The sequence below is a fragment of the Psychrobacter sp. T6-1 genome, from assembly GCF_052258445.1.
The window spans coordinates 1-3,727 of the sequence record NZ_JBQQFC010000245.1; the positions used below are offsets into that span (position 1 = coordinate 1).

Here is a 3,727-nt window from a genome sequence, read left to right on the forward strand (position 1 = left end):
AATAGTATTGTACTTAATCGCAACGGTCGCAACTACAACATTGGCTTGCAAGATTTGCGTCAAATAGGCGCATCAGGCAACCAGATATACTTACAAGATGGTGACTCTGTTCATGTTAATAGCCAAAGCCGCAACCAAGTCTATGTGTTAGGCGAGTTTGGTCAAGTTGCGCCAGTACCAATACTAGAACAAGGATTAAGCTTAGCTCAGGTTTTGGGTGAGTCACAAGGTCTTAACTCCTTTACGGCTAATGCTGCCAAAATATATGTCGTTCGAGATAATCCAGGATATGGGCGTACCAATATCTATTACATAGACATGCAAACTATTACCAACTTTGCCCTTGCCAATCGCTTCGAGATGCAGCCCAATGATATTCTCTATGTTGATCCTACAGGTTTGACGCGTTGGAACCGTGTGCTTAGCTCACTATTACCATCCACTTCTGCTATTAGAAGCCTTTCAAACTTGTAATATATATCTGATAAAATTTAGGTAGTTTTAGTATGGCATTTGAGAATATTTTAGTCGTTTGTGTAGGTAATATTTGTCGTAGTCCTATAGCAGAGGCACTATTAAAAGATCAGTTCCCACAAAAGCATATCGAGTCAGCAGGTCTTGGAGCGCTCGTTGGTAATGCTGTAGATCCAAAATCGCAGCAAGTGATGACGCCATATAACATAGATATGTCAGATCATATTGCAAAGCAGATAGATGAGCATCTAGTCATGAAAGCAGATCTTATCTTTACCATGTCAGACAGTCAGACGAAGTGGATAGAAGAGCGCTGGCCGCATTGCCGCGGCAAGACTTTTAAGATAGGTCATTGGAATGACAAAGATATTGCGGATCCTTATCGCCACGATATCTCTTTGTTTGAGACCGCAAGACAAGATATCATGAGTAGTCTTGAGACTTGGACGGACAAGATCATTTAAATGATACTGACAAATAATTAGCATTCAACTATTAAACCTAAATGATGAACATAAAGTTATGACTTCAGATTCAAAGAACCTATCAAAGCCTGATATGGAAGCCAAGAATGATGTGGATCTATTAGCGCTCGCATTTTCGATACTGCGTGGCTGGAAAACTATTCTATTTTTTGCCTTGTTAGGTCTATTAATAGGTGTCCTATATAGCCGTTATGAAACAACAACCTTTAGATCGGACGCCTTGATTCAAATTGAGTCCGGCTCTAACGGTATAACAGCGCTCGGCGCTAACGTCTCAGATTTGGTATCATCAGAAGCAGGTCCTGCACAGACAGAAGCTGAGCTTATCAAGTCTCGAATGGTACTTACCCCTGTGGTCAACTCGCTTAATCTGTCTATTGCCTTGAGCGATCCTACTGTAGATGCTATAGATAAAATTGTCACCAATCGCTCTTATACACAAGAGAACCTACCCAAAAGCGTACTATTAGCGACTAGCGATGGCAAAGCACAGATCAGCCAATTTGATGTATCAGAAGACTACTTAGATAAATCTTTTACTTTAAGTAGATCAGCGACTGGTTTTATTTTAAGTAATGATTTGGACATTTTTGAGGGAGACTTCGATAAGACGTATCGGTTCAAAGGTACAAAAGGTATTATCGATATCGTTGTTAATGATTTGCCATCTAATGAGCATCCTATTTCGATCACTAAAAGATCCTTACAGAATACAACCGATGCCATTAATGGTGCTTTGACCGTAGCAGAGGTTGGTGGTGATACCGGTATTATTGAGCTGACGATGATTGGGTCAAATCAAGATCAAATCAGCCGTATCTTGCGACAAATTGTATTGTCCTATATGGAACAAAATAATTCGCGCGGTTCAGAGGAAACCACGAGAACACTCGAATTTATCGAAACACAAATACCAGATCTTAAGCAAAAGCTTGAAAACTCTGAGGCAACGTTTAATGAGTTCCGTACCCAGAACAATACGATAGATATTGGTCAAGAAGCACAGTTGCTGTTAGCAGAGAATGCACGTATCGATAGTCAGCTCAGTGAGCTACGACTCAAAAAAGCAGATCTAACGACGTATTATACTGAAGAGCATCCACTAGTCATTCAGATTAATGATCAAATAGCAGAGCTACAGAGTAGAATACAAACGATAGATAGTCGAATAGGGAATTTACCTGAGATTCAAAGAGAGTTTTTGCAACTTTCAGAAGACGTCAGTATCAATAGGGAGATTTACTTAAACCTACTCAAAAACTATCAGCAGCTTAAGATAGCAAAAGCGGGTCAAGTAGGTTTTGCACGTATTATTGATCTACCTATCAACACCTATCGTGCTATTGCGCCTAAGCAATCTTTAATCATATTTATAGCGGCGTTAACAGGATTATTGCTTGGCATTATGGCTGTAATACTGAAAAATATGCTACGAAACGTTGTCAAAGATCCCGAGCGCCTTGAGTCGAGAACGGGCGTACCAGTCGTCGCGACTGTTCCGCGCTCACCGTTACTGACTCGATTAAACAAAGGCAGTAAGTCACCTAGCCGTCTGTTAGCACATACAGATAGCAATAGCTTAAGCTACGAAGCTATTAAGAGTCTGAGAACCAGCCTAATGTTTGGTATGCCAAAAGAGGGTAGAGCAGGTCAGCGTGCAAAGGTAATCTTGATCACGGGTGAGAGTCCTGGAGTCGGTAAGTCTTTTATCTCATCTAACTTATCTGAAGTGTTCGCACAACTGAACAAAAAAGTATTGATTATCGATGCAGACATGCGCTTGGGCGAGCTGCACAAAGTATTCAATATGAGTCAAGACAATGGCCTCGCAGATTACTTCCAGCAAGATAGCCATGCACTAGTAGATATCGTTCATCCTACGACATTGGATAATGTAGACTTTATACCCAGAGGTAAGCAGCCCCATAATCCTGCTTCGCTACTATCTAGTGACAAATTCAGTGCGCTAATGACTGAGCTTAATGCACACTATGACTATATTGTTATAGACTCGCCGCCAGTACTAGCAGCTTCAGATGCTATGATTATATCGCAATACGCGGATAAAGTGCTGATGGTCACTAGATACGATCAGTCTATAGAGGGGCAATTGGTTTATGCGGTCAAACAAATGAACAAGGCTAATGTTCAGGTAGATGGTATCGTCCTCAATGATGTCAAACAAGGGCTTATGAGCAAATATAGTTATCATTACAACTATGCTTATGGTAATGATAAATAAAGCTTACCAAGCAAGCATTCGCCATAAAATAAATCGATATTTAATATATACTCACATTAGTTGAGTATGCGTTGATGTCTTGTTATTTATATTCTATTAAAATTAGTCTAAGGAAAGTTATGTTCGATACCAATAACCTAAAAATAGCAGTCATTGGTCTTGGCTATGTTGGCTTGCCATTAGCCGTTGAATTTGGTAAGCAGCATTCGGTGATTGGCTTCGACATCAATGCAAGTCGTATTGCATCATTACAGGCAGGGACAGATCATACCTTGGAAGTTAGTAAAGAAGAGCTCTCTCAAGCAAAGCATCTAAGCTATAGCTCAGACATTCAAGCATTAAAAGACTGTAACTTCTTTATCGTAACGGTACCAACTCCTATTGATGACTATAAACAGCCTGATCTCACACCTTTGATTAAGGCATCAGAGGCTATCGGTGGCTTGCTCAAGTCTGACGATATCGTCGTCTATGAGTCAACGGTCTATCCTGGCGCAACCGAAGAGGTCTGTATACCTGTACTAGA

General features: G+C 40.5%; 4 protein-coding genes. All 4 read left to right on the forward strand.

Going from position 1 to position 3,727, the window contains the following annotated elements; genetic code table 11:
* Window positions 1–474, forward strand: a 474-nt coding sequence (locus ACTXGO_RS10990; protein ID WP_459112924.1) for a polysaccharide biosynthesis/export family protein, incomplete at its 5' end; no start/stop codon positions are given.
* A 32-nt stretch (window positions 475–506) separates the two neighbouring features.
* A complete protein-coding gene (locus ACTXGO_RS10995; protein ID WP_443541358.1) occupies window positions 507–938 on the forward strand; it encodes a low molecular weight protein-tyrosine-phosphatase in 432 nt (143 codons plus the stop codon).
* 58 nt (window positions 939–996) lie between these two features.
* Complete coding sequence (locus ACTXGO_RS11000; RefSeq protein WP_443541359.1) at window positions 997–3,201, forward strand: polysaccharide biosynthesis tyrosine autokinase; 2,205 nt, start codon at window positions 997–999, stop codon at window positions 3,199–3,201.
* 119 nt (window positions 3,202–3,320) lie between these two features.
* Window positions 3,321–3,727, forward strand: a 407-nt coding sequence (locus ACTXGO_RS11005; protein ID WP_443574503.1) for an NAD(P)-binding domain-containing protein, incomplete at its 3' end; no start/stop codon positions are given.

Excerpts from the sequence above, each read along its gene's own strand:
- ACTXGO_RS10995 (WP_443541358.1), top strand. The coding sequence starts at position 507 with ATGGCATTTGAGAATATTTTAGTCGTTTGTGTAGGTAATATTTGTCGT.
- ACTXGO_RS11000 (WP_443541359.1), top strand. The coding sequence starts at position 997 with ATGACTTCAGATTCAAAGAACCTATCAAAGCCTGATATGGAAGCCAAG.